11 protein-coding genes are annotated in these 24349 nt (G+C 48.9%); 6 read left to right on the top strand and 5 right to left on the bottom strand.

Features of this window, described 5'->3' with window-relative positions; translation table 11 throughout:
- Positions 1-106 precede the first annotated feature (106 nt).
- Positions 107-3178, bottom strand: a complete 3072-nt coding sequence (locus tag IEX60_RS02350) for a SusC/RagA family TonB-linked outer membrane protein (RefSeq protein WP_188746961.1) — start codon at positions 3176-3178, stop codon at positions 107-109.
- Between the two features lie 159 nt (positions 3179-3337).
- Here IEX60_RS02350 and IEX60_RS02345 point away from each other — a divergent pair, with 159 nt between their 5' ends.
- Positions 3338-5878, top strand: coding sequence for a family 20 glycosylhydrolase (locus tag IEX60_RS02345; RefSeq protein WP_188746959.1), 2541 nt, complete (start codon positions 3338-3340; stop codon positions 5876-5878).
- A gap of 214 nt (positions 5879-6092) precedes the next feature.
- Here the strand turns inward: IEX60_RS02345 and IEX60_RS02340 are convergent, their stop codons facing one another.
- Complete coding sequence (locus IEX60_RS02340; protein ID WP_188746957.1) at positions 6093-7871, bottom strand: aminopeptidase P family protein; 1779 nt, start codon at positions 7869-7871, stop codon at positions 6093-6095.
- 110 nt (positions 7872-7981) lie between these two features.
- Here IEX60_RS02340 and IEX60_RS02335 point away from each other — a divergent pair, with 110 nt between their 5' ends.
- Complete coding sequence (locus IEX60_RS02335) at positions 7982-8650, top strand: hypothetical protein (RefSeq protein WP_188746955.1); 669 nt, start codon at positions 7982-7984, stop codon at positions 8648-8650.
- Here IEX60_RS02335 and IEX60_RS02330 read toward each other — a convergent pair.
- Positions 8647-10173 (bottom strand): GH3 family acyl-acid amido synthetase, encoded by a 1527-nt coding sequence (locus tag IEX60_RS02330; RefSeq protein ID WP_188746953.1) that lies wholly within the window; start codon positions 10171-10173, stop codon positions 8647-8649. The two genes, IEX60_RS02335 and IEX60_RS02330, sit on opposite strands and share 4 nt — an antisense overlap.
- Positions 10174-10289: 116 nt before the next feature.
- Here IEX60_RS02330 and dacB point away from each other — a divergent pair, with 116 nt between their 5' ends.
- The 4 genes from dacB (at position 10290) to sov (ending at position 21764) form a co-directional block, all read left to right on the top strand.
- Positions 10290-11705, top strand: coding sequence for a D-alanyl-D-alanine carboxypeptidase/D-alanyl-D-alanine endopeptidase (gene dacB / locus IEX60_RS02325; RefSeq protein WP_188746952.1), 1416 nt, complete (start codon positions 10290-10292; stop codon positions 11703-11705).
- A gap of 78 nt (positions 11706-11783) precedes the next feature.
- Positions 11784-14072, top strand: a complete 2289-nt coding sequence (locus IEX60_RS02320; RefSeq protein WP_188746950.1) for an NADP-dependent malic enzyme — start codon at positions 11784-11786, stop codon at positions 14070-14072.
- A gap of 8 nt (positions 14073-14080) precedes the next feature.
- The gene (gene ruvA / locus IEX60_RS02315; protein WP_188746948.1) at positions 14081-14662 is read left to right on the top strand and encodes a Holliday junction branch migration protein RuvA; all 582 of its coding nucleotides are present in this window, start codon (positions 14081-14083) and stop codon (positions 14660-14662) included.
- 130 nt (positions 14663-14792) lie between these two features.
- Entirely contained in the window at positions 14793-21764 is a 6972-nt protein-coding gene (gene sov, locus IEX60_RS02310; RefSeq protein ID WP_188747598.1) for a T9SS outer membrane translocon Sov/SprA, read from the top strand.
- Positions 21765-21881: 117 nt separating this feature from the next.
- On the opposite strand, the gene IEX60_RS02305 is transcribed toward sov, so the two are convergent.
- Entirely contained in the window at positions 21882-23111 is a 1230-nt protein-coding gene (locus IEX60_RS02305; RefSeq protein ID WP_188746946.1) for a DUF4998 domain-containing protein, read from the bottom strand.
- 23 nt (positions 23112-23134) lie between these two features.
- Complete coding sequence (locus IEX60_RS02300; protein ID WP_188746944.1) at positions 23135-24349, bottom strand: DUF4959 domain-containing protein; 1215 nt, start codon at positions 24347-24349, stop codon at positions 23135-23137.

The following is a 24349-nucleotide window of genomic DNA, read 5'->3' as shown; positions in this document are numbered from 1 at the left end:
TAGAAAATAATTTATTTTTAATAGCCTAATGGAACCTGCATTTTCATCGTCTTTTTTTGCGTCAGCCGCTGACATGGCAGGTTTCATTACTGTTCGGTTTTTATAGTTAAAAAGTCAACCTCAATCCAAAGATATACATTTTGGCCAGTGGATAGGCATTGAAATCAAGGCCCCTACCCACATTTCTATTTTGCTGATCATTCGAAACCAGGTTGCCGATTTCCGGATCCAAGCCCGTATAGGGTGTCCAGGTATGGAGGTTTTGCGCATTGACGTAGAGCTGCAACTGGGATACCCGGATTTTTGACAGGAGGGAAGAAGGAAGTTGATAGGCCAGTGTAACGTTTTTCAGGCGCAGGTAATCCGAACTCTCCACAAACCGGGAATTGACCCACCCGCCGTGGCTGGTGCCGTAAAAACCCCGTTGGGGTAACGTACCGTTTGGATTATCCGGTGTCCATGTTTCCGGTTCCGTGAACGCCAGCACATTTCCGGTCGATAACGGATCCATCATATCCAGGCTTTGTACATTCACCAATTTACCGCCAGCCTGTCCCTGAAGCACCACGGTTAAGTTAAATCCTTTGTAACCCACGCTATTGGTCATTCCGAAGAAGGAAGTAGGCACACCGGTACCGAGTACCACACGGTCGTCCGTGTTGAGAATGCCATCCCCGTTGGTGTCCACATATTTGGGATCGCCCACCTGAGCATTGGGATGCGTAGTTGTCAATGCGGGATCACCTGGTTTCAGGATACCGTCGTACACATACCCGTTAATGGAACCGATGGGTTCACCTACACGGATAATGAAAGGGTCCTCAAAATTTGCGGCACCATCGGGTTTGACAGATCCCACATAGATATCGGCATTGTTACTTCCCAATGAGCGGACTTGGTTGCGGTTGTGGGAATAATTGATGGACGTATTCCATTCAACGTGGTCGTTCCGTATGTTGACGGTCTGCAATGCAACTTCCCATCCTTTGTTGGATACCGCCCCGGCATTGCCCGTCCGGAACAAGAATCCCGTGGAGGGCGCGATGTTCCGGTCTAACAACAGGTTGTCGGTATACTTGTCGTAATAGTCGGCTACGAAAACGATCCGGTCGTCCGCAAAACCGATATCAATCCCAAGATCCAGGGCCTTCGTGCTTTCCCATTTTAAATTCTGATTTGAAAGCCGGGTCACGGCAATCCCGTTGACCGTTGTGAGGCCATCTTCCGTGTATTTGGTGGAGTTGTTGCTGGCATAGGTAGCCAGGGAAATACCCGGACTGATCCGGTCGTTGCCCGTGAGGCCGTAGCTGGCCCGCAGCTTGGCTTGCGACAACCAGGTCAGGTCTTCGGCAAAACTTTCGTTCTTTACATTCCATGCCGCGGCTACCGAAGGGAAATACCCCAATTTATTTGACTTACCGAATACCGAAGATCCGTCGATGCGATAGGTTGCCGTCAAACTATAGCGGGTATCGTAATCGTAATCAACCCGGCCAAACCAGCTGGCCCGGTTGGTGCGGTTACGGGCGGAGTAACTGGTAAAGTTCTGCGCCGTACTCAGGTTATTATACCCCAGGTTGTCACTGGCAAAATTGGTTGCATTGGTTCCATATTCAAAATAGAGATACGTTTGGTAGTTGTAACCGGCCAGCAATCCGATATTGTGCTTGTCAAAAGTACGGTTGTAGCGGGCGGTGGGATTAAAGATGAGCTCTTTTGAATCAAACGAAACGATGGACCCTCTGCCCTTCGTTGCCGATGCATTGGGCACGGTGGACGGTGCAAAATAAAATTGCTCCGTTTTATTGATGTCGGCACCGAAATCTGCCTGCAAAAAGAGGTCACGGACCGGCTCATACTTCATGGAGAAATAGCCATTGGTACGATAGCTGGTATTTTCGCGGTCTTCGGCCTCCACGAAGTGCAATGGATTCTGTGCATCCAGCCGTGGAGGGACACCCGAATCAAATGTTGATGCCGGATTCGCACTCATCACCTGTTTCAGAAATCCGTTGATGGTTGAAGGGGCCAAGGGAAGATCGTTCTGGACACCATAGTTTCCGAATACACGGCCTGAAAGCGTAAATTGGTCGCTCACGTGGTGGTCCACATTGATACGTGCTCCGATCCTTCGGTATTTGGAGTGCACGACGACCCCTTCCTGTCCCAGGTAATCAAAACTGGTGTACACCCCGGTTTTATTGGTCCCGCCGATGAAGCTAAGGGAATGGTCGTTGACACGCCCTACCCGGAAAACCTCGTTTTGCCAATCGGTACCTAATATCCCCGATTGCAGTGAATCCAAACGGCCGGAGGAATATGGAGGCAACTCCCCATTTGCTTCTGACATCCGGTTGCGCCGCAACGCGAAATCATAGGGACCCAACAGGTCGTAGCGGTCGATAACGCGTTGGTACCCCACCGAACTGTTGACATTCAGGTTACTTTTTTTGTCGGTTCCCTTTTTGGTCGTGACCAACACCACACCGTTTGCTCCACGTGCTCCATAGATGGACGTGGAAGCCGCGTCTTTCAGGATGGTGATGCTTTCGATATCCTCGGGTTTGAGGGTCATACCGATTCCCTCGGATGCGGGGAACCCATCGATCACGTACAGCGGTTCGCTATCCGCATTGATGGAGTTGGTACCCCGGATGCGGATCGATAAGCCGGCACCGGGGGTACCGTTATTTTGGCTTACCTGCACACCGGCGGCACGGCCCTGCAACATATTTCCCACCGAGATGGACGATTTGTTGAGGTCCTCAGCGTTTAGCGAAACGGCTGAACCTGCAAACAAGCTCCGGTCGCGCGTACCATAGCCGACCACCACCACTTCATCGAGTGTCTTTTGCTCGGCTCCCAGTGTAATGGTTAGTCCGGTGACCGATGTACTTCCGGCCTGATGGGTTTGACGGGCATACCCTACGCGTGAAAATACGAGCTGACTGTTTGCCGGCACAACAAGCGTGAATGTCCCCATTTCTGTTGACTTGGTTAGGGTGGCACCATCCGCGACACCGATATTGACATCGCTGAGCACCGTTCCATTTTCATCGACGACCGTACCGGAAACATTGATTTGGGTTTGAGCGTTTGCCAACAGGGTACTTCCCCCCATCCACAAAAACAACAGCAGGCTTGTCAGTCGGATAACCTTGGGTTTACAATTTACCATAGTGTTCCTATTAATTTACGTTGTACATTGGAGTTCATCACAAATTTACCCTACCCGGGCTTACCTAAAATTCCTATAGTCCTTATTTTTTGTCCGTTCATCCCGATTTGCTGCCGGACTGTAGCCCAATTTTTCAGGAATATGGTAAAAAAGATTTCAATGCAGGCGATTAGTTTTGTTTTCAATATGAAAATGAATACACCGGTTATCCTTTTGGTTTTTGGCTTTTTACTGTCGGCCTGTATGACAGGCAAACGGTCTTCGCATGATTTTACTTACTCGATCGGAATCCATACCGATGCCAATGGACAGCCGGTACCGGTTTCCTATGTAAGCCTGCAGCTCCCGCAGTCGCACAACTTAAACCAAAAGAACTGGAAGCTTTATTTCAACTCATATAAAAATCCACAGATTGATGGCTCCGATGGCGGGAAATTTACCCTTATTCCCGTCAATGGAGATCTAAATTACATCGCGCCCACCGCTGATTTTCACATCGATGGCAACACGCTGGTAATTCCCATCCGGCAGGCACTGCTGCGGAACATCTCCGATTTTCCAACCGGATTCTACTTGGTATACGACGATCAACCGGATCAATACCACTCCTTCACCAACGAAAACCCGCAATACGACCAACTGGTTCTCCCTGAGAATGCGCTTGCGGAAGAAATCTACGAACGCAACAAACGGCTGATACCGGAGTTACCCGTTGACGTAGCCCACCAACTCATCCCTAGTCCGCAGTCCGCAAAATCCAATGGGCAGCAATACGCCCTTACCGATGGCTTTCTGGTCGTTGCCGATAATCCGTTTGCCGGCCAGGCGGCTTATTTGGTGGATGAGCTTAAAAAATACACGCAACTTGGCGTTCGCACGGTCAATGACCCCACGAAAGGGGGAATTAAGCTGAAGTTTTGGAACCTCGAAGAAGAAGCCTATCAATTGCGCATCGAAAATACTGGTATTGAGATCAGTGCAGGCACTGCTTCGGGCATGTTTTACGGTATACAAACCCTGAAGAGCCTGATCCTCGATCACTACCGCGATGGCAAATGTATCTTGCCGGGTATGGAAGTGGATGATCGGCCCCGCTTTAAACATCGATCGTTGATGCTGGATGTTGCACGTAACTTTTTACCCAAGGAGAAGTTATTACAGGTGCTGGATCGGATGGCAGCCTACAAAATCAACGTCTTGCATTTACATTTCAACGACGACGAAGGCTGGCGCATTGCCATTCCGGGGTTACCCGAGTTGACCTCCTTCGGTGGATACCGGGGGCACACGTCAGATCGGAACCATCACCTCCCCCCGTCGCACGGCTCCGGACCCGATTCAGCAGCTACCCGTGGCAGCGGATTCTACAGCCGAAAAGACTTTATCGATATACTGACGTATGCTAAAGACCGGTTTATCACCGTAATCCCCGAACTTGAAACACCCGGGCACGCACGGGCCGCCATCAAATCCATGGAACATCGGTACCATACCCATGTGCAGTCGGATGCCGATAAAGCAACCGAATACTTACTCAGTGACCCGCAGGATAAATCGAAATACAGCACCGTACAGGGCTGGACCGACGATGCCATCAACCCCGCGATGGAATCGACCTATCGCTTTGTTGAAAAGGTAGTCACCGAATTGGCCCTGATGTACCAGGATGCCGGAACGGAACTGAAGATCGTCCATATGGGGGGCGACGAAGTACCCGCCGGGGTATGGGAGCAATCTGAAGCCGTACAGCGTCTCTTGCGTGAGAACCCCTCATTCAAAACCGTAGATGACCTCTGGGAATATTTCTTCAACCGGGTTGGCGGGATTCTGGCAAAGAAAGACATCCGCATGCACGGATGGGAAGAAATCGGAATGAAACGTGTGGATGTAAACGGTCGTAAAAAGATGGAAGTCGTTCCCGAACTCCGAAAAAACGGATACTTGTTGGATGTATGGAATAATGTATACGGTACGGGGGCCGAAGACCTGGCCTATCGGTTGGCCAACCAGGGATTCGACATCGTACTATCCAATGTGACCCATATGTACCTTGACCTGGCATCAACCCGGAGCTTTTATGAACCGGGCATGTATTGGGGTGGATATGTCAACCCGGAAAAAATATTTGGCTTCATGCCGGAGAATTACTACCGCACATTTTTGCGCGATGACCTGGATCAACCGATTGACACCGCTTCCCTGCGCGACAAAGCAAGGCTGAGCGCAGAAGGAAGAAAACACGTAAATGGATTGCAATGTGCCCTATGGGCAGAGACCATCCTCCATAACGAAAACTTCGACTACATGCTGTATCCGAAGCTCATCGCCTTCGCTGAGCGGGCGTGGGCTCCGCACCCTGCCTGGGCAACTGCTCCAAACGAAACGTTCGAAAAGCAATACAATGAGGCATGGAACAGGTTCAATACTGTTTTGTGGCAGCGTGAACTCCCACGGTTTGATCGGTACTGGAAAGACATTCTTTACCGGATTCCCACTCCGGGCATCAAAATCGACAATAACCATATACATGTGAATACAGAATCTGAAGCGTTAGAAGTACGCTATACGGTAGATGGCGGGGTTCCTACCCCGACAGACAAGGTAGTTAATGGTCCCTTGAAAGAGAAAGGAATCTACCGGTTTAAAGCATTCCACAAAGGAACTGCCCGGTCCAGCCGGATGATCGTGGTCCTTAAATAATTTTTTTTAACATTTTTTAACGCTCACAATTCATCTATAAATTGTAAGTTTGCACAAACTTCGACCCTTTAGCAAGAGGTTTTTTTACTGAAAATTCAGCGGAAAAAGCACCATATTGTATGGCATGCCACGAGATAACGATTTTGGTTTGTTTTAATTAGGTAGGAAGACGCCGGTTGCCTCCCCGGCAATCGGCGCTTCTATGTAGTCAAATTTATATCGCTTTCGTCTTTTCTGCCAACCAGTTTTGTTCTTCTTTATTCAAATGTGGTGCCAGTCTTTGGTACACGGTTGCATGATATTGATTCAACCAGTCAATGTGTTTGGTATCCAGTAATGTTTTATCCACTAAATCCGTATCAATATAACATAAGGTTAGCGTCTCAAAGGATAAGAACGGACCGAACGCAGTCTGTTCGTTATCGACGGCTAAGACAAGGTTTTCAATACGGATACCATAATTCCCTTCACGATACAATCCCGGTTCAATTGAAGTAATCATACCCGATGCGATCGGTATATCCACCGCAGCGGTATTAAATACATGCGGCCCTTCGTGTACATTCAGAAAGAAGCCGACCCCGTGCCCCGTACCGTGCCCGTAGTTACGCAGGTGATCCCACAGGGGTTTACGGGTAATCGCATCCACCTGATATCCGCGCGTACCCTTGGGAAAAATAGCGGTACTTCCTTCGATCATTCCCCTGAGCACCAAGGTATAATCCGTCCGTTGTGGATCCGTTATTTGCCCCAACGATATTACACGTGTGATGTCTGTGGTGCCTGTACGATACTGTCCTCCTGAATCCACCAATAGCAGTCCATCGGGTTGCAATGTGCTGCTGCTAACCGGTGTAGCCTTATAATGGGGCAATGCACCATGTACCTTATAGGCTGCAATGGTATCAAAGCTCTCGCCTACAAAGTCCGCTTGTTCGGCGCGGAACTGGAATAGCCGCTCCGCCAACGAAATTTCGGCAATGGGCTCCTTCCCAACGGTTTCTTCCAACCACTTAAAAAATTTGGTCAATGCCACACCGTCTTTTACCATGGTATTCCGCGTATGGTCTATTTCCACCCGATTTTTGACCGCCTTAAAATAGGTGGTCGGGTTGGTTTGCTCAAGGATAGAAATTGAGTCTGGTATGGCATCGTAACGGGCAAAACACGTACGTTTTGGATCGATAAGCATGGAAGAAACTCCATTCTGCTGCTTCAATGCGCTTTCCGCGTCGGCATAGTCGGCTAAATCGACACCGGCTTCATTTAACTGAACAACGTCTTCCCGTTGCAGCTTTTGCCGGTCAATAAACAGGGTTGCTTTCGTGGCGGTAATCAGTCCGAATCCCAATACCACCGGATTGCAGGCCACATCACTTCCCCGAATATTGAATAGCCACGCCAGGTCATCCAATGAAGAAATAAAATGAGCATTTATGCGGTTCCGTTTCATCTCGTCGCGCAGCCGCCGAAGCTTGAGGCCGGTGGTCTCCCCCGTGATTGCTTCTTCCAACACATAGGCCGGCGCGGTGGGCAATATGGGGCGATTATGCCACAGTTGAGTAAGCAAATCCACAGTTCCGCGCACTTCTATACCCAATGGTCTCAGTTTGTTGGCCAGCGCGTTTGCCAATGCTACCGATGTCAGTTCTCCATCAAAAGCGACCACTGCATTTTCCGGTAGATTTTCGGCGAGCCAGTCGGCATACTCCGGTGCGTGTTGCACCTGCAGCTTTACCAGCGCATATCCGCTTCCATCCAATTGCTCGGTGGCCTGCACGAAATACCGTGAATCTGTCCATAGCCCTGCAAAATCCTCGGTAATGGCTAATGTGCCGGCGGATCCGGTAAATCCCGAAGCCCAAGCCACACATTTGTAACGGTCAGGCAAATACTCACTGATATGTGGGTCTGATGAAGGAATGATATATGCGTCAATACGTTGCTGTTTCATCAGGCCGCGGATAGCGGCCAGCTTTTCTTCATGTGTCATCTCCGTTTTCCTTTGATGGGTGCAAGTTAAGAAATGTAGCGGATTTGATACCATGGAATTGTTACGTCATGACTGAAACATTTGTATAAAGCAAGTGTTATATTAGCAATATGGGTTTACTGTGCTTAGCGCTATTTTCAGAACTTTTCACGTACAAATGCAACAAGACGATTCCGGCAGTCATCGAACAACAGGTGTTGACAGCCCTGTCCCATTACCCCGAACTGAAAGATACCAACATCCGCTTTACATTCACGCAAAAACTAAAAGGTTCAGTAATGGCGGCACGCCCCGTAGTTGGCTCCCTGTTTAAAAAGCGGGAAAAACGTGTCTATGAGATTTTGATCAATCCCGTTTTTAAACTCGAACACAGCTTTGAAGCCATCCGGCAGGTGCCCGATAGCGTGATGATTGGCTGGATAGGTCACGAACTGGGGCATATTATGGATTATGAAAGTAAGAGTACCTGGGAACTGATGGGGTTTGGGATTTCCTATTGGTTATCAAAAAAGTACATCCGCAAAGCCGAACGCGTTGCTGACTCCTTTGCAGTCAACCACGGCATGGGCCCCTACTTACTCGCCACGAAATCATTCATTTTGGATCATACGGAATTACCGCAGGCCTATAAAGATAAAATTGCAGCCTTATACTTATCTCCCGATGACATCGTTGAACTGGTGTCGGAGTTAGAAAACGAGGACGATCGTGAAAAAGAGAAGATACTGGCCGAAGAAGAAGAAGTGCTACGCGAAGCCGAAACGGAATCGAAGCATTAACGATGCGTTAGCTTTGCTAGAAAATTTTCAAATTCCCTGAAATCTTCTTCTTTCATAACGCGGGGTATTTTGGTCTGCCCACCCATTTTTTTGGTTGCCTTGCTCCATTGATAAAAGTGATCCACGGGCACGATTTCCACAGCTACATCTTTGAGCGCCTTGTTACGGGCCACTTTGTAGTTTTTATTAAGCTCAGCCAATTCGCGATCTAAAAATGAGGTGGCAGCTGCCGCATCCAGCACTTTGTCGGTACCCAGATACCATTTGTTAATGTAATCTTGCCCCCTGCGGACAGCGGCAACGGTAAATTCCAGCACCTCTGCGTCAAATTGCTCGGCGAGTTTCTTCATGGCCGCATTCATTTGGTGTACCGAAAGTTGTTCGCCTACTACATTCAGGAAATGCTTTGTCCTACCCGTGATAATAATCTCCGCTCTTTCTATGTCGGTAATCATGACCGTATCACCTATCATATAGCGCCACGCCCCTGCCACGGTTGAAATCAGCAGTACATACTGCACATTGGGTTGCACATCCTCCAGGGTCAATACCTGGGCATCTTGTCTGACACATCCGTGTTCGTCCATATTTTCTTCCGTAAAGGGAACAAATTCAAAGAACACCCCGTTGTCTACGATCAAAGCCATGGACTGCGTGTCCGGCCTTTTCTGTGTGGCCAAATACCCTTCGGAAGCAAGGTAAGTATCCATATAGATCAGCGGCTTGGCAAGCAATGTTTCAAAGCTCTTTTTATAGGGTTCAAATGCCACACCACCCGATGTATACACCTGCAGGTTGGGCCAGATATCGTGTATGGTATCTGCTTTGTTGTAGCGGATGATTTCTTTGAGCAACAACTCAGACCAGGAAGGAATACCGGTCATGCTGCCGATGTCCCATCTCGGCGCGTACTTGGCAATCTTACGTACCCGTTCTTCCCAGGAGGGAGTAGCCGCAATCCGAGCGCCAGGCTTATAAAAGCGCCTGAACCACAAGGGTATATTCGCAGCACTGATACCACTGATCTCTCCCTGCAGAAACTCGCCGTTGGGTGTCAATGCCGTACTGCTGCCGAGCATCATGATCTGTTTTTCAAAAAAATCGCCTGGTAGGTCGAAATTTCTAAGACTCATAATCTGTTGGATACCTGACCGCTTAATGGCGTCCAGCATATCATCTGTAACGGGAATTGCCTTACTGTTGGTCGTGGTACCGCTGCTCAATGCAAAATAACGCTGCCCTCCCGGCCAGGTTACGTTTTGATGGCCCTCATGCAGGTAATGCCACCATTCCGCATACAAGGTATCGTAATCATACACAGGCACCGCTTGCTGGAAGGCTGGTATCGGATCCGCTTCAGATAGCATAGCTTCAAAGTGATATTTCTTTCCAAATGCGGTATACTTAGCTTTTTCCAACAAATCGCGCAAGACCTTCATTTGGGCTTTTACCGGTGAGGGGTCGCCGCTGATATATCCTGTTACGTCAATTGTCCGTTTGATGAGTTCACCGATGATGGCCATAGCTGTCTTTCCTGCTTATTGTAAGACAACAGTACAGTTACATTTTTGTTGGTTATTGCTCATATCTTTGTGTTTCGGCAACTTTGGTTACCTTCGCTTCAGAAAACAGTTACGAGATGCAGAAGTCATTATCTTTTTTACTATTCTTTTTTCTCACCCATCACCTAACTGCCCAACCCTTAGCACAAAAGATTGCCACGGCGTTCCGGGCTTTTGAAACGCATGAGAGCCTTGCCAATGGAATGGCTTCACTCATTGTCCTTAATGCCGGAACGGGCCAGGTAGTTTTTGCAAAAAACGAGAAACTCGGCATGGCACCCGCCTCTACACTCAAAACAGTTACCGCTGCGGCGGCTTATCAGGTATTGGGGGCCGATTATACATTCGAAACCACACTTTCCTATACGGGTCAGATTGATGATTCGGGTACGCTGAAGGGCGATATCGTCATCCATGGAACGGGAGATCCTTCCCTGGGTAGCGACCGTTTTCCGCAGACGGCAGATACCATCCTTCTATCGGCATGGGTGAAAGCCATCCAGGCTGCGGGCATCCGTAAAGTGGACGGCAGAATCCTAGCAGATGATCGCCTGTATCATGGGCAAACGGCACCGGGGGGATGGACCTGGCAAGACATGGGTAATTATTACGGTGCGGGTGTGTCTGCCCTCAATTGGCGTGAAAATTCAGTAGGTGTGAATTTCCAGGCTGGCCGTAGTGCCGGTACAGCCACACAAATTGCCCATACCACCAGCGATGTAAGTTACCTGCAGTTGGTGAACGAAACATTAACCGGTGAGCGCGGTACGGGTGACCGGGTATATGCATTCAGTGCTCCTTACTCATCACGCATCTACCTGCGTGGCACCTATGGCCTCGACCTGAAGAAGACAGTTTACCTTTCTGTGCCAGACGGCGCCTACGACGCTGCCTATCAGTTGCACCATGCGTTAGACTCCGCAGCCATTGAACAGACAAATATGCCCACTACCGCCCATCTGCTGCTCCTCGCGGGAGGTGAGGTGCCCAGCGGTGGCAAAATCCTTTATACACATCATTCCCCTGCACTCGGCGAGTTAATTTATTGGTTTAATCAGAAAAGTATCAACTTATATGGTGAAGCCTTACTGAAAGCCATTGCATACCGGCTCGCCGGAAAAACCGATACACGCGATGCGACAGAACTGCTCCAAAAGTTCTGGACCGATAAAACCGGTATCCCCGAGGGAGAACTGCGTATGCTGGATGGCAGCGGTCTCTCTCCTGAAAATAGGGTAACAACCCATGTACTGGCCCATATTCTCCTGGCTGCAAAAAAGGAACCTTGGTTTGCCAGCTTTTTCGAGAGTCTTCCCGTGTACAATGGCATGAAAATGAAAAGTGGCACCATAGGTGGTGTGTTGGGTTATGTAGGTTATCAAACCAGTAAAGAAGGTACTCCGCTTGTCTTTGCCTTACTGGTCAATAATTATCAAGGTACAGCAACACCCATGCGGCAACGGATGTTCAGGTTGCTGGATACGCTGAAATAGGTACGAGGTTAGAGATTAGAAGTACCTAAAAAAACCCTACCTTTGCACCGGATTGCGGCTGCAGAAACCAAATGAATCATGAATAAAACCAATCGTAAGCAAGATGCACTGGACTACCATGCCAACGGAAGACCGGGTAAGATTGCTGTCATCCCTACGAAACCCACTCACTCACAACGGGATCTATCATTAGCCTATTCGCCCGGTGTGGCAGAACCATGCCTTCGGATTGCAGATCATACAGAAGATGTGTATAAATATACTGCAAAAGGCAATCTAATAGCAGTTATCAGCAACGGTACCGCTGTATTAGGTTTGGGAGACATTGGTCCCGAGGCGGGCAAACCGGTAATGGAAGGCAAGGGATTATTATTTAAAATATTCGCAGACATCGATGTGTTTGACATCGAGCTGAACACAAAAAACGTCGATGAGTTTGTCCGTATCGTTAAATGCTTGGAACCTACCTTCGGCGGTGTCAACCTGGAAGATATCAAAGCGCCCGAATGCTTTGAAATTGAACGGCGACTTAAGGAAGAGTTGAATATACCCGTTATGCACGATGACCAACATGGAACAGCCATCATTTCGGGTGCAGCACTCATCAATGCCTGTGCCTTGCAGAAAAAGAAGCTCGAAAAGGTAAAAATTGTGGTGAACGGCGCAGGAGCAGCTGCCATTTCCTGTACACGGATGTATATCGCGCTGGGGGCACGCAAGGAAAATATTGTGATGTTAGACAGCAAAGGCTGTATCCGCCAGGACCGTGCTGGTCTTGACGGCACGAAGGCAGAATTTGCCACCACACAGGCCATCGACTCGTTGGATGAAGCGCTAAAGGGCGCAGATGTATTCATCGGTCTTTCGATTGCGGATGTAGTTACCCCGGAAATGCTGAAAAGCATGGCTAAAAACCCGATTGTATTTGCCATGGCAAATCCCAACCCGGAAATTGCCTATCCACTGGCGGTAAAAACACGCAAAGACGTCATCATGGCTACTGGGCGTTCCGACTATCCCAATCAGGTAAATAATGTCTTGGGCTTCCCCTATATCTTCCGCGGTGCGCTGGATGTGCGGGCAACCATGATTAACGAAGAAATGAAGATTGCAGCGGTCCAGGCACTTGCCGAATTGGCCAAGAAGCCGGTACCCGAAGCGGTTAACCAAGCATACGACACACACAACCTAAAATTCGGTCCGGAATACATCATTCCAAAACCCACAGATCCACGATTGATCACCGAGGTGTCACTGGCCGTAGCCAAAGCTGCTATGGATTCGGGTGTTGCGCGGAAAGAAATTACCGACTGGGATAAATATGCGGAAGAGCTGCGTCAACGGCTTGGACAGGATGACCGGATTATGCGGAACCTTACCGAAGCCGCCAGACGTGATCCCAAGCGGGTAGTTTTTGCCGAAGCCGACAACTATAAAACACTCCGTGCCGCCCAAATTGTAAAGGAGGAGGGCATCGCTATCCCCATCCTGTTGGGAAATAGGAAGAAAATCCAACAACTCATCGATGAAAATCTGCTGGAATTGGATAATGTGGAGATCATCGACCCCCTGGAAGAAAAAGGAAATCCACGCTTTCTCAAATACGTCGATTTTCTTTACACCAAAAGACAGCGTCGGGGTATTTCATACCTGGATGCGCAAAAGCTAATGTTAGACCGGAATTATTTCGGAGCAAGCATGGTACAATTTGGGGAGGCGGATACACTGATTTCAGGACTGACAAAAAACTATGCCACGACGGTCCGCCCCGCTCTGCACGTAATCGGCTCCCAACCCGGCAGCCGCGTTGCGGGCATGTACATGATGCTCACATCCAAAGGACCGGTATTTTTCGGAGATACTACCGTCAATGCCGATCCCACAGCCGAAGAATTGGTCGACATTACCTTATTGTTGCACGAAGCCGTAAAAAAAATGAACATTACGCCGCGTATTGCGCTTCTGTCCTACTCGAATTTCGGCTCGAACGATGGGGATGTACCGAACAAAGTACGCGAAGCGGTGCGTCTGCTCCATGAACGGCATCCGGAACTGGTTGTGGACGGAGAAATGCAAGCCAATTTCGCGATGAACAGTGACCTATTGGCTGCCAATTTTCCGTTCAGTTCGCTGAATGGAAGTCCGGCCAACACGTTGGTATTTCCTAATCTCGAATCAGGCAACATCGCCTATAAATTGCTTCAGGAAATCGGCAATGCAGAAGCGGTGGGCCCTATTTTACTGGGAATGAACAAGCCGGTACACGTACTTCAGCTGGATAGTTCCGTACGTGAAATTGTCAATATGGTCACGATTGCTGTCGTAGATGTACAATCCAGGGTCCCCCTTGTCCGCAAGAAAAAATAACACCAGCCATGTATGCATATCTGAAGGGTAGACTCGCGTATAAAGCCCCCACACATGTAGTCATGGATGTGGGCGGAGTGGGTTATCACGTCCACATCTCGCTGCATACCTACTCGCAAATCAAAGATACCGAACAGTGCAAACTGTACATCAGTTTTCAGGTGCGCGAAGATGCACATACCCTGTTTGGTTTTGCCGATGAAGGCGAACGCAGTTTATTTGAACATTTAATCTCTGTATCGGGAATCGGCCCCAATACGGGACGGATGATCCTTTCATCCATTACGCCCGAAGAAATCCAATCCGCTATCATTCAAGGAAATGTTCCACTGATTCAGCGGATCAAAGGGATTGGGCCCAAAACAGCCCAGCGCTTGGTGCTTGAATTGCAGGACAAACTCAAAAAACAAGGGCCTGACGCGTTGATTGCAGTACATACGCCACAAAGCGTGCCCGAAGAAGCTCTCAGCGCGCTGGTGATGCTCGGATTCGCACGTGCACAGGCCGAAAAAGTGCTGGCTGGCATTATCCAGACAGCCCCCGGCCTCAGCGTGGAAGCACTTATCAAGAGCGCCTTAAAAAAGCTTTGAGTGTTCTTTTCGGAATTTTGACTAAATTGGCGGCATAAAATAAGGCTTATTATACTAAAACATTTACCAGTTGGACAAGACGTTCTCGCTACGCTGTTGTTTGTTTGTGTTGCTTCTTGCAGTGGTCGCTATGGGCAATGCGCATGCGCAGACCGTGGCCGATTCACTCCGACGGGATAGTGTGAAACTGAAATATCCGCTTAAAGATCTCCCCTTTCTGAATCTATATCAGAAAAAGAATGCGCTTGATCTCGGTATTCCATCGAATATCGACCGGGAAGTGATCTTTGATCCGCTGACCCGGCAGTACATCATCCGCGAAAAACTAGGAAGCCGTCTGTACCGCCCTCCGCAATACCTTACCATCGATGAGTATCAGGCGTATGAAAGTACGTTACAGAAACGCAGTTATTGGCGTGAACTCTCGGATAAACAGCTGACAGATTACCGGCAGGACCGGCTGATTCCCACTATTTATGTACAGAGTGAAGCGTTTGAAAAAATCTTTGGCGGAAACACCATTGACATCATTCCCCGTGGAAGCGCGGATATCAGTATCATGGCGCAGCACAACAAAAACGCCAATCCGATGTTTAACGAACGGCAGCGCAGGCAGTGGGGTTTTGATTTTGACCAACGCATCCAGATGAATATGACCGGGCAAATCGGTGACCGGCTGAAATTAACCACCAACTACAACACGGAAGCCCAATTTGATTTCGAAAACCAAATCCGGCTCGATTATACAGGGAAAGACGACGACATCATCAAACGGATCGAATTGGGTAATGTAAGCATGCCGCTTAATACCACGCTGATCAACGGCACGCAGGCGCTCTTCGGTCTTAAAACACAGTTGCAGTTCGGCAAGCTGAACGTAACCGGCATATTTTCCCAACAGCGTTCTCAGCAACGGGAAATCACCATCAAAAACGGTGCACAGGAAAGTGAATTTGCGCTAAAAGCCGACGAATATGAGGACAACCAGCACTATTTCCTTGCCCAATATTTCCGGGATAACTTCAACCGGGCAATGGCCCTTGCCCCTATTTTAACAACGGATGTAAACATCACACAGATTGAGGTGTGGGTCAGCAATCGGAGCAACTCGGTGGATGATTCACGGGATGTGCTGGCACTGATGGATTTGGGGGAATTTAATCCATACCACCCGGCCATTGCACAGCGGGGCAGCCGTTATCCTTCTACAGGGATCCCCGGGCAGACAGGACAACAAATATCCAACAACCTGCTGGAAATACTTCCCCCCGATGCCCGTCTTACGCAATCCAATGCGATCCAGACACTGTTTAGCGGACCGGGGGCCAACGACAACTACGCCAAACTTACCTACGCCCGTAAACTCCGCGAGGGCACGGAATATACCGTAAACAGGCGACTGGGATTCATCTCCCTCAACATGCCGCTCAACAACGACCAAATTCTGGCGGTTGCTTATCGGTACACCGCCGGTGGCCGCGAATACCAGGTGGGTGAGTTTTCTACCGATGTACCCGTTACGCCTTCCGAACCCCGGATGCTCGTGGCTAAGTTGCTTAAAAATGAAATCCTGAAAACCAACTTACCGATCTGGGATCTGATGATGAAAAACATCTATTCCATCGGTGCATATGGGGTGGGACAGAATAATTTCCGGTTCAATATTTTCCGTATCGAAGATGAAAGCGGCGTGGAACGTCCTGCTATGTACGAGGGGCAGAATACGCAAAACAAACTGTGGATACAGCTGACCGGACTGGATCGGCTCAATCCTCAGAATGCCCAGCAGCCTGACGGTTTCTTCGACTTTCTGCCCGGGATTACCATTGACCCCGAACGTGGGCGAATCATGTTTCCGTTGGTAGAACCTTTTGGCAGTGATCTCGCCCGCCAATTCATGCCCGGTGCCGAACAGGCACTGATCGATAAATATACGTACCAGGCGCTATATGACTCAACCAAAGTCATTGCACAACAATATTTTCCCAATCAAAACCGCTACCTGATCAAAGGTTCCTATGAATCGGAAGTGGGCACCGAATTTCAACTGGGTGCCATCAATGTTCCCCGCGGATCAGTACAGGTCTTTGCGGGTCCGGCACCGCTCCAGGAAGGTGTGGATTTCATGGTCGACTACGACATCGGCCGTGTGCGTATTCTCAATCAGGCATTGCTGCAGTCGGGGCAACCCATCCGCATCAAGATGGAGAATAACCAATTATTCGGTTTGCAGCAGCGTACGATGTTAGGAGGAAGGCTCGATTACCTGGTGAATGATAAGTTGCAACTGGGCGGTACCATCATGAACCTCACGGAGCGGCCACTTACCCAAAAGGTAAACATCGGCGAAGAACCCATTTCCAATACGATGTGGGGATTAGACCTCACCTACAATTCGCCCTCACGCTGGCTAACCCGGATGGTGGATAAGATTCCGTTTCTGGATACCAAAGAACCTTCTTCTATTTCGTTTTATGGTGAGTTTGCACAACTGCTTCCCGGCCATCCGCGTGCACTCGACTTTGCGGGTACGCGCAGCGGCATTACCTACATCGACGACTTTGAAAACAGCCGCTCATTCATCGATATAAAAGGTGCCTATAACTGGCAGCTATCCGGCACCCCCCAGCTATTTCCTGAATCCGAGCTGATGGATAACCTGGAATATGGATTTAACCGCGCCCGACTGGCGTTCTATAACATCGATCCGATATTTTACCGGAACATTAACCTGACTCCCAAAAACATCAACAGCGCAGAGCTTTCCAACCACCGTGTACGTGAGGTACTCGAACAGGAAGTATTCCCTTACCGTGAATCCACGACGGGCTTGCCCATCTTCCTGTCTACGTTGGATTTGGCCTTCTATCCCACGGTGCGCGGCCCATATAACTATACCACCAGCGGGGTCAATCCGGACGGTACCCTGGCCAATCCCCGAAGCCGTTGGGGGGGTATGTTCCGCAAAATCGATGCACCTGATTTTGAAGCACAGAACATCGAGTTTGTCGAAATATGGATGATGGATCCGTTCCTGACCAACCCGGGGTCTCAAGGTGGAGATCTGTATTTTAACCTGGGCAACATTTCTGAAGATATTCTGAAAGACGGGCGGAAAGCGATGGAAAACGGTATGTCCCCTTCAGGCGACTTGTCCCAAATTGATGAGACCAATTGGGGAAGGGTGCCACGGAACCAGCCCGTCATCCAGGCATTTGACAACGACCCGGCTGCACGTGCGCGGCAGGACATCGGTCTGGATGGGCTGGGTGATGCCGACGAACGGGGGTTCCATGGCGACTTTCTGAGCCGGATGCAGGGGCTGCTGAACCCCACCGCCGCACAGGAGTTGGCGAACGACCCGTCGGGCGACAACTTCCAGTATTTCCGTGGCCCGGAACTCGACAACCAACAGGCAGGTATCCTTAAACGGTACGAACGGTTTAATGGCCCCGAAGGAAACTCCAAAACACCCGAACAGTCCGTTGGGGTGGAGACATCCGCTTCTACCCTGCTTCCCGATGGGGAAGACATCAACCGCGACAACAACATGAACGAGGCCGAAGAGTACTACCAATACCGGATTTCGTTGCGGCCCCAGGATATGCAAGTAGGACAGAATTACATTTCGGACATGCACACGGCCGATGTGGAATTGCGCGATGGACGCAAAACCCAGGTAAAATGGTACCAGTTCCGCATCCCGCTCTCGCAATATCAGGAACGCGTGGGCGACATCCGCGATTTTAAATCCATTCGGTTTGTACGGATGTTTATGACAAATTTTGCGGATACAGCTGTAGTAAGGCTCGCTCAACTGCAACTGGTACGCGGCGAATGGCGCCGCTATAATTCGGAGAATAACAATGCGAAAGTAATAGCCGAGCCATCCATGGGCAACGTACCACTGGACAATTCGACCGTGGAGGTGGCGGCCGTGAACATCGAGCAGAACGGCAACCGTCAACCCATCCCCTATGTCGTTCCACCGGGTATCGAACGGCAACTGGATTGGGGTAATCTGAATAACAACGTACAGCTTAATGAACAGTCGCTCTCACTGGATGTGAAAGATCTACGCGATGGCTATGGCCGTGCCGCCTACCGTACGGCAACCAATGATTTCCGGGCTTATGGTCGCCTGCAGATGTTTATTCACGCAGAGGGTCTGTACCTGCAAGACGGCGACTTCCGGGCTTTTGTCCGCATAGGTACAGACGATCAGTACAATTACTATCAATACGATATGCCGCTGAAAATTACCCAGCCGGGTACCCGGGATGCGGAATTAATCTGGCCACAGGAAAACCGGATGAATATCCGCATCGCTATTTTTCAGGAGGCAAAAGAGGCCCGAAACCGTGCAATGCGTGATGGCCAGCCATGGCCCATTAATGAGCCGTTTACCTTCTTTGACGGCGAAAACCGTGTAACCATCGTGGGTCAACCGGATATCAGCAAAGTTCGCTTTTACATGCTTGGCGTCATGAATCCATTACGGGGCAGCGAAGCCAGCATCGCCAACGACGATGGGTTAGACAAATCGGGGCTGTTTTGGTTCAACGAAATGCGGCTCACCGATTTTGATGATAAGGGAGGATGGGCTGTGACAGCGCGTGTAAATGCCCAATTGGCGGATTTCGCCAATGTAACTGTCTCGGGAAGCAAAAGTACGGTGGGTTTCGGTTCCATCGAACAGCGCATCGGTGAGCGGAGCCGTAGTGATGATTTGTATTTAGACCTGGTGACCAATGCTGAATTGGGCAAATTTTTCCCCGTCAATTATGGATTGCGGATACCGTTATTTTTCAGCTACACACGGCAGGTAGGCACACCCGAATACAACCCGCTGGTACCCGATATCGAATTGAACAGTGCCTTGGCCAATCTTTCCCGTAACCAACGGGATTCATTGCTCCGCGTAACACAGGATTTTACCATACGCCGGAGTTTCAATCTGACCAATGTACGCAAGATACGCACCAACATCGAAAAGCCGGTACGCCCCTGGGATATCGAAAACTTCAGTGCCACGTATGCATATTCGCAAAACTACCACCGCGATTACCTGACGGAAGTCGCTTTGCAGAAAAACTACCGGGCCGCATTCGATTATACGTTCGCAAGCAGCGATGACCTGACGTTCGAGCCACTCAAGAAATTCATCAAAAACAAACACCTGGGTATTCTGAGCGATTTCAACTTCAACCTCATGCCATCGCTCCTTAACTTCCGCATCGATGTGAACCGGATTTATAACGAGAACACGCTGAGGGAGAATAATTCGGCAGACAATTTCCTTCCCAGCATGGGAACGTTGTATAACAAGAATTTCACGATGAACCGTATCTACGGCATCAGCTGGAATCTTTCCAAATCGTTGAAACTCGACTTCAATGCAACTAATTATGCCATCGTGGATGAACCGGATGGACGCATGAATGGCCTGAAACGGGATACGCTTTGGGAGAATTTCTGGCGGTTGGGACGGACTACGGACTATAGCCACATGATGAATATCACGTATACACTGCCTATCCATAAGCTACCGGGCCTGGATTGGGTAAACGTGGATGCCCGTTACGGCACGCAGTTCAACTGGCAGACCGAGCCCCTCCTATCGATGCTTAGCCCGGATATCAGCATGGGCAATAGCATCCAGAATTCGCGTACCATTCAGGTGAACCCGACCTTTAACATGGCGGGACTGTACAACAAATTCGGCTTTATCCGCAATAACACCGGCTTAGATGCCAGTGGCACCGCAGCGTTTTTTACCGGATTGCTGACCAGCATCAAAAATGTTAATGCTGCTTATACAAGGGTGCAAAACACTTTCCTGCCCGGGTATACACCCCAAACAAACATCCTGGGTTACGACTTTGACCGGCATGCGCCGGGATGGGGCTTCCTCTTCGGAAGTCAGCGTGATATCCGCGAACGTGCAGCCAACAATGGGTGGATTACTACGGATACGCTGCAAACCCAGCTTTACATGACATCGCTGACGGAAGACCTGTCCATGCGTGCCATATTGGAACCCTTGCGTGATTTGAGTATTGAGCTAACAGCGGTGAAGCTGAACAACCAAAATTATACGACATCGTTTCAATATTCCGGACAGACGCGTGCTTTTGAAAGCCTAACGCCCGTTACGACGGGTAATTACAGCATTTCCTACCTGACCATCGGAACATCCTTCAAAGACCACGAGGCCCTGTTCCGTACGTTTGAACGAAACCGACAAGTAGTTTCCCAGCGTTTCGGCCGGTTGAATCCCAACTCGTCCGGACAGACGGACGGCTTTGCAGACGGGTATGGAAAAACGGCCCAGGATGTGGTCGTAAACTCGTTTCTTGCCGCCTATCGGGGCAAAGATGCCGAACGCATGAAGCTCGGCAGTTTCCCGAATATCCCGATCCCAAACTGGAATGTGACCTATAATGGGTTAAACAGGATTCCATTGTTCAGCGAATTTATCACATCGCTTACCCTGCGCCATGGGTACAATACCCGCTATTCCATCAATGGATACAATTCGCTGATCCGTTATGCGGAGAACAACGGATTCCCTTCGGAACGGGATGTCAATCAAAATTTCCTTCCGGAATTCCAGTTTCAGCAGATTTCCATTTTTGAGCAGTTCGCCCCCCTACTGGGCTTTGACGCCCGTTTCAAAAATAACCTGACTGCCAATGCAGAATACCGTCGTGCACGTACGCTGAACCTAAGCCTGCAAAACAGTCAGCTGGCGCTTCTTAACGATCAGTCATTTGTTTTTGGCGCCGGGTACCGGGCAACGGGATTCCGGATGCCTTTCGGATGGTTCAGCAATTTCAAAATGAGTAACGACCTCAATTTCCGATTAGATGTATCACTAAACGACCTGAAAACACTCGTTTATCGTTCGGACATCAACGAATCGGAAGTATCAGCGGGCAACAAAAGTATTTCGTACCGCCCGGCTGTCGACTATGTCATCAACCAACGGTTCAACATCCGCCTTTTCTTCGATAGCAATTCGGTAAGACCATATACTTCGCAGACGTTTGCGACCTCTTATGCGAACTTTGGATTTAATTTGAGGTTGATGTTGCAATAATAGGTAGTTTAGAACTACAATAGGCAGTTAGAAAGCCCAACGGAACTGTAACGCTCACTTCGTTCACGCCACTAGGTTCCTTTTGGACTTTCTAACTTGCTTGAGAAAGAATCGGTGCTATTTCACCAACGTTCCCCAAAAACTGATTTCAGCAAGTAAAATACGAGGGGGTTGAGTAGGATTGAAATGTTCAATGCTTCTGAACCGGATGTACCTTACCGTTGCATCGGGATTGACCGAGTCGCCCGGCACAAATTCAAATTCTAAACCATTATCAGAAAGCGCAATATCTTCACTTGTAGGAGCCTGCCAAGGATCGGCAGTTCCATTACCTGACGGTTGAACACATTCAAATTTACCCAAAAGCGTCCAACTACCGTCCAGACTGCCATCCGGATTTGGTTCTAATGATCCGTATATTTCAAATACCCTCGGATGACCTCTGTTCCAACGGTCGTCATTATTGTTCCGTGGCCACAGCTTCATCCTACTCAGTTTTGTTTTCAGACCTAAATCCCATGTAATTGTACTTGGTAAAGTTGCAGGATCATCCGAGTGCATGAAATTGGTTGTATTTCCGTCCCACAAATTCGTTAAGGGATAACTACCATTAATCCCCACATCACCCGGCATAGGCTTTTCAACCCAGTTAGCCTGCGGGATCAATACCACCGGATCAATCATTGTTTCAACCGTTGTTGCCTGAAATACATCTATTGCCAGCGAGTCTGGTTTATAGGTCGTACTGTAGGATAAAGGCTTATCGATGTTGAAGTTTGGAATCAGCGTTTCGGTCTCCAATGTATCGACATCCATGGTCTGGCTGACACCGTTTATATCCGTCCAGTTCAGATGGATACCTACTTCAGAGCTTTCGGCTGTTCCCCAATTCAGTTTAAGATCCTGTCCATCGTAATAGGTGCTCTTCAACAAACGATTAGTCAGCAAGCTCCGGTAACTATCGCCATACACGGCACCCATCATTTCAATGGGAATAGACTTATTCCCTTCGTCGTCATAGGTGTGAATCATAAATGAATAGGTGCCTTCGCTAATCGGGTCGATAATATAGCTGACCGTATCTACGTCGGCGGCCACAGGCAGTTCAACCGAGTCGGTGTAATTATTCCAGAATATTCTTGCTTTCTGTACCCTGGGATCGGTACCCCTCAGCCACGATATTTTGATGCGATTATCGCCGGGATGCGCAACCGGGGTATGTGCCGGCCCCGGATATACCAATCCGTTTGGAACAACATAGCCCTCGTAAATATCCGTTTCGCTATCGCATGAAGAGAATCCCAAAATGACCCCAATAAAGATGACAAATAGTGTATTCTTCATCATAAATGATTTTTAATGATCTAAGTTTAATTGATTAATTCTCCCCAAAAGCTCAATTCCAAAATGTGAACGGTCGAAAATGACGCATTGGCATAGGTAGATACGGTCCTGAACCTAATATACCTGACCGGGGTGAATGGATTCGGGGCAAAATCAGTCACGCCAAATTCAAATTCGATGCCTTCGTCTGCAAACGAAATGTCTTCCTGGGTAATTTGCGAGCCGGGCCCGGATGGTTTCAAACTCTCAAATCGTCCGAGCGGTATCCAACTGTCGTCAAGTTCTCCGGTAGGGTTGGGCGAAACAGAACCCCATATTTCAAATACTTTCGCATGTCCTCTCTTCCATCTGTCGTCTGAATGCTTACGAGGCCAATATTTCAAACGACTTAATTTGACGGTCCTTCCCAGGTCCCATGTGATGTTGTGCGGAAGCATCTGGGTTTCCAAGCCATGAAATCCATCCTGGTCATAATTCTCATCCCAGATTCTTGTCGTTGGGTAACCTGAATTAACCGGAGGTATATCACCCGGCAACGTATAAGCGTTCCATGTAGATTTGGGAATAAACTCCTCAAACCACGGTGTCACTGTAGCGGTCAAGGTATCGGAAAAATTACCCCATCGATCGCGGATGTACACCGCAAATTCCTGTTCTACGGGATCTAATCCGTCAACACCGCGATATGTAAACGTTCCTTTTGGCGTAGCCGTATAGTACGTGATTAGCTCACTCATATACCCCAAATTCGCCGTATCCGCCATCAATACGATTGCCAAATTTGCTTCTTCCGGATTTTCAAAATCGATCGCTACTCCTCCGAACGTATCCCGGAACTTTTTCGTTGCCAGTTGTACGGGAGCCGTCGTTGGGTTAATTTGGACAATATAAGGTGCTGATTCTTTTTCATTTTTCCCTACGGAATATAGTTTGACGTCGTAAGTATCCGGGGTACCGAATCCTTCCAGCACTAAGGAATCTTTGAAATACGAAGATTTTGTTTCGCGTATTACCCCGGGTTTGATTTCATATTCAGCACGGACGTAAAGCAAATTTTTATCTATAGGCAATGCATATTTCAATACGGCGCCTCCCGGTCTGTTTTCTACGGTTACATTGGTCACCTGACCAGGAGCTGCGGCGGTATCGTCGATAAAATCAATACGACCTTCTTCCTTGCAACTGATCCATAGAATCGGCATTAGTAAGGTAATGATAGCTATAATTCTATTTTTCATCAT

The organism is Parapedobacter defluvii (genome assembly GCF_014642075.1).
In the GTDB taxonomy this organism is placed as follows: domain Bacteria; phylum Bacteroidota; class Bacteroidia; order Sphingobacteriales; family Sphingobacteriaceae; genus Parapedobacter; species Parapedobacter defluvii.
Note: the sequence above shows the minus strand (reverse complement) of the source record. Positions and strands in the feature narration are given on the sequence as shown.

Excerpts from the sequence above, each read along its gene's own strand:
- IEX60_RS02350 (WP_188746961.1), bottom strand. The coding sequence starts at position 3,178 with ATGGTAAATTGTAAACCCAAGGTTATCCGACTGACAAGCCTGCTGTTG.
- IEX60_RS02345 (WP_188746959.1), top strand. The coding sequence starts at position 3,338 with ATGCAGGCGATTAGTTTTGTTTTCAATATGAAAATGAATACACCGGTT.
- IEX60_RS02340 (WP_188746957.1), bottom strand. The coding sequence starts at position 7,871 with ATGACACATGAAGAAAAGCTGGCCGCTATCCGCGGCCTGATGAAACAG.
- IEX60_RS02335 (WP_188746955.1), top strand. The coding sequence starts at position 7,982 with ATGGGTTTACTGTGCTTAGCGCTATTTTCAGAACTTTTCACGTACAAA.
- IEX60_RS02330 (WP_188746953.1), bottom strand. The coding sequence starts at position 10,173 with ATGGCCATCATCGGTGAACTCATCAAACGGACAATTGACGTAACAGGA.
- dacB (WP_188746952.1), top strand. The coding sequence starts at position 10,290 with ATGCAGAAGTCATTATCTTTTTTACTATTCTTTTTTCTCACCCATCAC.
- IEX60_RS02320 (WP_188746950.1), top strand. The coding sequence starts at position 11,784 with ATGAATAAAACCAATCGTAAGCAAGATGCACTGGACTACCATGCCAAC.
- ruvA (WP_188746948.1), top strand. The coding sequence starts at position 14,081 with ATGTATGCATATCTGAAGGGTAGACTCGCGTATAAAGCCCCCACACAT.
- sov (WP_188747598.1), top strand. The coding sequence starts at position 14,793 with ATGGGCAATGCGCATGCGCAGACCGTGGCCGATTCACTCCGACGGGAT.
- IEX60_RS02305 (WP_188746946.1), bottom strand. The coding sequence starts at position 23,111 with ATGATGAAGAATACACTATTTGTCATCTTTATTGGGGTCATTTTGGGA.
- IEX60_RS02300 (WP_188746944.1), bottom strand. The coding sequence starts at position 24,349 with ATGATGAAAAATAGAATTATAGCTATCATTACCTTACTAATGCCGATT.